Annotated in this window: 8 protein-coding genes and 1 pseudogene; 3 read left to right on the forward strand and 6 right to left on the reverse strand. The window is 39.5% G+C overall.

Going from position 1 to position 6,913, the window contains the following annotated elements:
- Positions 1–615 precede the first annotated feature (615 nt).
- From F9856_RS11385 to F9856_RS11405, 5 genes are read right to left on the reverse strand one after another with little or no spacing between them, the layout of a single operon-like run.
- On the reverse strand, positions 616–927 hold the full coding sequence (locus tag F9856_RS11385; RefSeq protein ID WP_202106670.1) for a hypothetical protein: 312 nt from the start codon (positions 925–927) through the stop codon (positions 616–618).
- Positions 878–1,348: an ATP-binding cassette domain-containing protein gene (locus F9856_RS11390; RefSeq protein ID WP_202106671.1), complete on the reverse strand. Its 471-nt coding sequence runs from the start codon at positions 1,346–1,348 to the stop codon at positions 878–880. The genes F9856_RS11385 and F9856_RS11390 overlap by 50 nt, the downstream gene beginning before the upstream one ends.
- A 1-nt stretch (position 1,349) precedes the next feature.
- On the reverse strand, positions 1,350–2,255 hold the full coding sequence (locus F9856_RS11395) for an ABC transporter ATP-binding protein (protein WP_202106672.1): 906 nt from the start codon (positions 2,253–2,255) through the stop codon (positions 1,350–1,352).
- Between the two features lie 22 nt (positions 2,256–2,277).
- Entirely contained in the window at positions 2,278–2,877 is a 600-nt protein-coding gene (locus F9856_RS11400; RefSeq protein ID WP_202106673.1) for a sugar O-acetyltransferase, read from the reverse strand.
- A gap of 17 nt (positions 2,878–2,894) precedes the next feature.
- Positions 2,895–3,251 carry a hypothetical protein gene (locus F9856_RS11405; RefSeq protein ID WP_024399423.1) on the reverse strand — a complete coding sequence of 119 codons (357 nt, stop codon included), beginning with the start codon at positions 3,249–3,251 and terminating at the stop codon, positions 2,895–2,897.
- 159 nt (positions 3,252–3,410) lie between these two features.
- Between F9856_RS11405 and F9856_RS11410 the strand changes: the two genes are divergently transcribed.
- Positions 3,411–4,085 (forward strand): response regulator transcription factor, encoded by a 675-nt coding sequence (locus tag F9856_RS11410; protein ID WP_202106674.1) that lies wholly within the window; start codon positions 3,411–3,413, stop codon positions 4,083–4,085.
- Complete coding sequence (locus tag F9856_RS11415; RefSeq protein ID WP_202106675.1) at positions 4,078–5,121, forward strand: HAMP domain-containing sensor histidine kinase; 1,044 nt, start codon at positions 4,078–4,080, stop codon at positions 5,119–5,121. Before F9856_RS11410 ends, F9856_RS11415 begins: the two co-directional genes overlap by 8 nt.
- A 27-nt stretch (positions 5,122–5,148) precedes the next feature.
- Here F9856_RS11415 and F9856_RS11420 read toward each other — a convergent pair.
- Positions 5,149–5,352: pseudogene (locus F9856_RS11420) on the reverse strand (single-stranded DNA-binding protein); the annotation flags it as partial.
- Between the two features lie 300 nt (positions 5,353–5,652).
- Between F9856_RS11420 and F9856_RS11425 the strand changes: the two are divergent.
- The gene (locus F9856_RS11425) at positions 5,653–6,549 is read left to right on the forward strand and encodes a beta-carotene 15,15'-monooxygenase (RefSeq protein WP_153047657.1); all 897 of its coding nucleotides are present in this window, start codon (positions 5,653–5,655) and stop codon (positions 6,547–6,549) included.
- Positions 6,550–6,913: the final 364 nt, after the last annotated feature.

Raw genomic sequence — 6,913 nt, forward strand, 5'->3', positions numbered from 1 at the left:
GTCATAACATACAAAATTTATAGGCTATTTTTTCTCTATTCTATATTAATTAAGCGTCCTTCAAATTTGCTAAGATTGATAGCAACTACTCTATCAGTTAGGAAATCTAATTTTTATCCTTATCATCCTCACTCATTTTACCATCCAGTAATTTAGAGTTCTACTGTTACTTTTTCCGAATTTTCAATTCTCAACTGATATTCAAGTACCCGATATACCTTAATGAGGATTTTTGATATGACAAATTATTAAAACAATAAATTTAACTCGTATCATTATTTTTTCATTCCGTTACTCAATAAATAAAGTTCCTCCTTTGTCTATTCAAAATTCGAAAGACTATGGGGAACTTTACTCATTCTTAATAATTAGAGAGATTCAAATAAACTAACAGCAGGATACATCTATAGCTAGTCTCAGCATATATCTATACCATTCAGGTCACTAGATATTTTTTTGACTTAAATGATGTCTCTCGTACATTCTTTACACTTAGATGTATTAATTTTTCCTAGATCAAAAGTATAACTAACACAAAGTAATAAAGTCAGGGAATAGACGGGATAACTTATCTTCTGTAATTTTTCCATTTTCATAAAGTGGAAAGATTACCATTTAAAGCGGAAGATCTTTTCGTGTAAAGACGGTACTTCCAACCGCAAAGCCTGTTACACCAATAGCTCCTAAGATTGCTAGTTGTGGCAACCACTTAGTACCTTCTACTAAAATATCGTCAATGTTATAAAGAGATAGAATCGTGAGTTTTTGAACAATCTCTAAATCCGGTACTCCATAATCTGCAAAAGAGCCAACAATAGCTAGAATAATAAAGGCAATTACAGCCAAGCCACCTGTTGACATAACTGTTTTGGATAGATTAAAGATACCTGACGCCGCAAAGACAATCCCTGCTAAAGCAAAGGTCACTCCAAAAGCTCCCAATACTCATCCGCTTGAGGTCTGCCGTGGTATCAATTTTCAAAAGCTGAATCAGATGATTGACACGTGCATTGTTCTGACTTTTCTGTCGGAGCAATTCCAACTGCATCTTCAAAAAGGTCTGACCAGACTTGGTATCAGGAAAGGCAATTTCTCCTGGAACGTAGCCGATAATTCTTTTCAAAGCTGCTGATTCCTTCCAGACATCTTTGCCCTTGATCGTTGCCTTACCACGACTGGATTTGAGAAATCCCATTAAGATTCGGAGTGTCGTCGTTTTCCCAGCACCATTGACGCCAACGATACCAAACATTTCACCGCGTTTGATATCTAAATTCATATCAAACACTCCTCTATTCTTACCATAATTTTTGGTAAGCCCTTTGGTCACAATCATACTTTCAACCATATTAAATCTCCTTAAATATGCGGACTGAGCGATAAAAATCTAAGAAATAGGACTCTAAATCAAACCGATTTTCTGTAATTTTGCTTGGGCGTAGCTGGCGTAAGCCTCCTAAAAAGTTAGGCAATTGACTTGTCTGGACCTGAACATCTAGTCGGAGAGCCTCTGTCTCATGCTCTTCCCCTCCTAGAGAAGCTACTGCATCTGTCAAATCCTGATAGTTGTCAAAGTACAGACTATACTGCTTTTCATCTTCATTTTTTAGCTCTTTGGCGTTTACTTCTGCCACCAATTTCCCCTCTTTTATGATGATAATGCGGTCACAAGTTGCTTCTACTTCGGGGAAAATATGGCTCGACAAGAGAATGGTCTTTCCTCGACGCTTTTCTTCCACCATGAACTGAATAAATTTTTCCTGCATTAATGGATCCAGTCCAGAAGTCGGCTCATCCAAAATCAAAATATCTGGATTGCCCATAAAAGCTGTTACAACTGCTAGTTTTCGCTTGTCTCCCAAACTCATTTTCTTGGTCGATCCTGACGGGTCAAACTCAAACAAATCAAGTAAGTAATGAAGATAGTCATCTGACTCAATTTGCCGCATTTGTTGCATCATTCGGATAAATTGCCAACCAGTCAAACCTTCTGGCAGGGCAATCTCTCCTGGCAGATAGCCCACGTATTGCATAACTTGACTATGTTGTCCAAGGCAATCCAAACCCATGATTTTTGCAGTTCCCTTACTTGGCTGGGTAAAGCCTAACAAGTGACGAATGGTGGTCGTTTTCCCAGCACCGTTGGGACCCAAGAAGCCCAAGACCTCTCCTTTACCCACCTGAAAATCAACATTGAAAATGCCGCGACCGTGACCGAAATCCTTGGTCATATTTTCTACTCTAATAACTGACATGGTAAACTTCTTTCTTATTTTTCTAGGCTCCTCGTTGGAGCAAGACATCGCGCATTAATTTATCTTCCGCAGTAATAGGTCGAATCACACGACAAGGATTGCCGACCGCCACATGATTGGCTGGAACATCCTTTGTAACCACCGATCCCGCACCGATTACTGCACCTTCTCCAATTGTCACACCTGGAAGAACGGTTACATTGGCTCCTAGCCAGGCACGACGTCCTAGGCGGATTGGCTTATTGTCAAACAAACCTGCCAACCGTTCGTCAGCATCCAAGGCATGATTGGTACAGATTAGTTGACAACCTGGCCCAATTAAAGCCCTATCTCCAATATAAACCTTCTGACTATCCAGAATCGTACAATTGTAATTTAACATCGCCATTCCTTCAAAGTGAATATTCTTCCCAAATAAACAATGGAAACCTTCTTCAATGAATACTTGGTCATTATAGCCTGATACCAATTTTGCCAGTAAGCTGGATTTGATTGGATCGTCTGGTGTTGCGTAATTAAACTCGTGGCACCATTTTTTGACCTGGGCTTGCATTCCCCTCACCTCTTGGTCCCGTGCGTCGTATTCTAAACCTGCTAATGCTTTTTCTAATTCTGTTTTCATGTTTCTTCCTCTTCTTTCTATGTTGCGTATTCGAATGGAATGCTCATCAAGTCGTCAATCATAGCCGTCATTTCCTGAGCCTCTAGCTGTACCCTGTGATACTGACCTTCCAGCACTGCTCGTTCCCATTCATCAAATAGATGTGAGAAGTAGGCATCTGAGCGACTATTTGTAAAATAAATCTGATAGGGTTTGAGATAGACCGACATCAAGGTTAATTGCGTCACCAAATCAACAAGCTCTTCTTGGAGTAAATGCCGGGAGCCGAACAACTGATTGAACAGTCGTTTATCTTGTAGCTCCCTTGCATTATCCTCTATTAAATGAAGTTTTTGAAAGATTTGTTGTAAAACAGTTTTTTTAAAATGATTCATACAAGTTGTCCTCCTACTTGGTTGATTTTATTTTACGGCAGGAAGGTGTACTGAAAGTAATCTCTAGGTAAACTGAACGTAAACTTTTGAGATTTTTCCTTTTTTACCAATTTGAACACCTTCTCTTTGTGCTATAATTTATAAAAAAAGGAGGTAAGTATGGCACGTATTCTACTAGCTGAAGATGATTTTAGCATTCAACTACTGGTCAAAGAAAACTTAAAAGACCGTTTCACCATTTTGACAGCCAACAATGGACTGGAAGCCCTAGAGTTGATTGAAAATGGTCAGGTGGATTTACTGATAACGGATATTATGATGCCAGTTATGGACGGTATCCAGCTCGTTCAGGAAACAAGAAAGTTAAACCAACACCTTCCTATTATTATGTTGACGGCAAAATCTGCTATTTCTGATAAGAAGGAAAGTTTTTCTCGAGGAGCTGATGACTACTTGACCAAGCCCATCGACTTTGAAGAATTGGATATGCGGATTGCTGCTCTCATGCGTCGAGCCGGTGTTTCAATTAACCGTACTCTACACTTCGGCGATACGAGTTTGGATCAGCTTAGCTACACAGTTCGTTGGAAAGAGCAAGTATTGGAGCTACCTAAGAAAGAGTTTGACTTGTTGTTTAAGTTACTGTCTTATCCCAATCAGATTTTCACACAAAGTCAGTTGCTAGATGATATCTGGGGCTTGGACTCTTTCAGTAGTGAAGATACGGTTAAAACCCATATCAGCCGTATCCGAAAAGCTTGTTCTCATATCCCAGATTTCAGCATAAAGACTATTCGAGGACTTGGTTACAAAGGAGAAATTACTCATGATTAAAAAAGAGAGCTTTTTCAAAAAACATCCCTTTTTCTGGTGGATGTTCCGGCAATACATTGTGTTTTTTGTCGGTACCTACATGCTCTACTATTCTGTTTACTACATTCTCTACAGTCAGCAAATGATAAACTGGGAGCGATTTTCCAGCCTTGTCTTTGAATTGATACCTTATACAAACTTTTTATTTATCGGTATTCTCATCATCTCTCGAACAATTGATAAATACATTTTGACATTGACAAAGGCTATTAAACGAGTTGCCAACGGTGACTTTTCAACAAGAATTTCTATCCAGCAATCCACTCCCTTTCAAGATGTCGCCCATGATTTCGACCGCATGGTAAATGAACTGAGCCAGGTCCAAACGCTCCGTGATGATTTCATTAACCAGTTTTCACACGAATTCAAAACACCGGTCACCTCGATTCAAGGATTTGCCCAGCTCCTCCGAAACGACTCCCTTTCCTCCGAGCAAAAGGAGCTCTATTTAGACACAATCACAAAGGAAGCTAGGCGATTAGAACAGCTTGCTAACAATGTTATGGTATTGACTGCCTTAGAAGGACAGGAGATTGTCATTGAAAAGGAAGAGTTTGACCTGACTGAACAGATTCGACAGGCGACCATTTCAGCCTATCCAATTTTAGAGCAGAAGAATATCCAACTTGAGCTGGATTTGGCTCCCTTGACTTATTTTGGCAATCCGCAACTCTTGATGCATGTTTGGAACAATTTACTGAGTAATGCTCTCAAATTCACAGAAGAGCATGGACATATTAGCATCAAGGCTTGGTGTGAAAATCAGGGCATCAAGGTCAGCTTTACAAATGACGGTCCACTTATTCCTGCGGAACAATTAAGCAGACTATTCGATAAATTTTATCAGGAAGATAAAACTGGGATACGAGAAGGACTTGGTCTAGGCCTCAGCATTGTCAAGCGGGCCCTGTTACTATCAAATGGTTCTATTGAAATTGATAGCAACCCTACAATAAAGACACGATTTACAGTTACACTGGACACAAAAAAGGAATAATTTCTTTCTATTCCATTTACAAATATTCTAAAACGACAATTCTTCCTCTTCCAAGACCAAATCAGCCCGGTCATCGCCAGTATTGTTTTCTCTCATGGGACGTTGAGCTCGGCTTTCGAGCAGTTGGAAGGTATTAACCAAGATTTCTGTCACATAGTGGTTGCTGCAGGCTTTTTCGCATTTACGGGTCCGCAATTTACCGTCAACAGAGATCAGACCGCCCTTGCTACCTATAACGGATCCGTTTCCAATGGTATTCCCCGATATATCTCTGCCTACCATTCCTAGCTTTTGCAGCCATTCTTTCTTCAACCATATGCTAGCCTTATCAGCCTGTCTAAACTTGTTAATTTGTCAGATGCTTTTTAGCTTATTTTTTGGTAAACTGTAACAATATAAAAGATAGAAGGAGAAAAGGGATAACTCTGTCACAAGTGATGAAGATTTGTTTACCAGAAGCATTGATTGCACGACAGAATTTGACAAAATTTCTATCAGCCCCAGATTCCAGAGGATGTCAAAGCCTACCGGATGAATGACTACCAAGATGTCAGCTTTATCCATACAGATAAATTTAATAAGAAAGGAATTACTGTGAAACAGCTACAATTTTTACATTGGGCCAGAAGATATTGGCTGGCCATAGCCGTTCTTAATCTTGTCATGATTGGTCTAGGTTGCTGCGTTCTCTGGGATATACTACCGTCAACCTTTGCTCTACCCGCCGCTCTCCTGTCAGGTCTCTTCTTTTTCTGCGATTTCTGGCTTCTTTACTGCTTGATCCACCGATTGTTCAAGGGGATAGCATTGCTTCAAAACAAGTGGCTAACCACCACCATCGGTATGACGCTTGGTGCATTCTACAACACAATCTACGTCTTGATTGCCCTTGTTTCCAGTTTCTTATTACACTCTCCTTGGTACTTGGTCTACGCTTTTTATCACTTGGTCTTTGCCGGAGCAAAACATTATATTAGCCATGACTATCGGACAAATCCAGAAGACCCTTCTTCTTGGAGATTATTGAAACGAACTGCATATTTTATTATCCTATCCGCCCTTATCTTTCATATAATCGTCATTTTTGTTGCCAACCACGACGATTTGCTACAATCGAGCTATACTTACTTAGTCTATGTTACTGCTCTAGCAACCTTCATTAACGCTGGTCTAGCCGTTTCTAATATTCTAAAACTTAGGCAAGACAACAGTCCTCGTCAAATCGCAACAAAATCCATCAATCTTTCTTCTACACTCTTTTCAATCTTTTTCTTACAAACAATGATGTTAAAGGAATTTAGCGATGACCCCTTATCGCCAAACAATCAGCTAATGACCATATTACTTGGAAGTGTCGTCTTTTTCTTACTGGCAGGTTTAGGAATTTTCTTACTTATAAAAATCAAAAAAGAAACAGCCCGTTGTTGACTGTTTCTTTTACTTTGCCATTTTTTGATAACCTAGTGTGCACCAAGCTACCAGCAAGTGGTAGAACAAGAGGTAAATCTTCAACAACAGGGTCATAAGCGCCTAGTAGTAAATATCTTACAGCAAGGGGACTTCGACTCCTAAAAAAGATATTATGAAGGTATGATTCGTAATCAAGTGGAACATTAATTTCCTTATGATAATCATCCCCGAAGTATTATCAGTAGTACTATTTGAAGTTATATTTGGTAATGGTTGGGTCGAATTGACACATTGCATCAGAGCAGAATGACCCAATCCATTGGGTCATTCTGAACTAGTGCATTGGTTATATTATTTTTCTCTCACACCATGGTAATAATTC

Source organism: Streptococcus suis, assembly GCF_016743335.1.
Lineage (GTDB): Bacteria > Bacillota > Bacilli > Lactobacillales > Streptococcaceae > Streptococcus > Streptococcus suis_Y.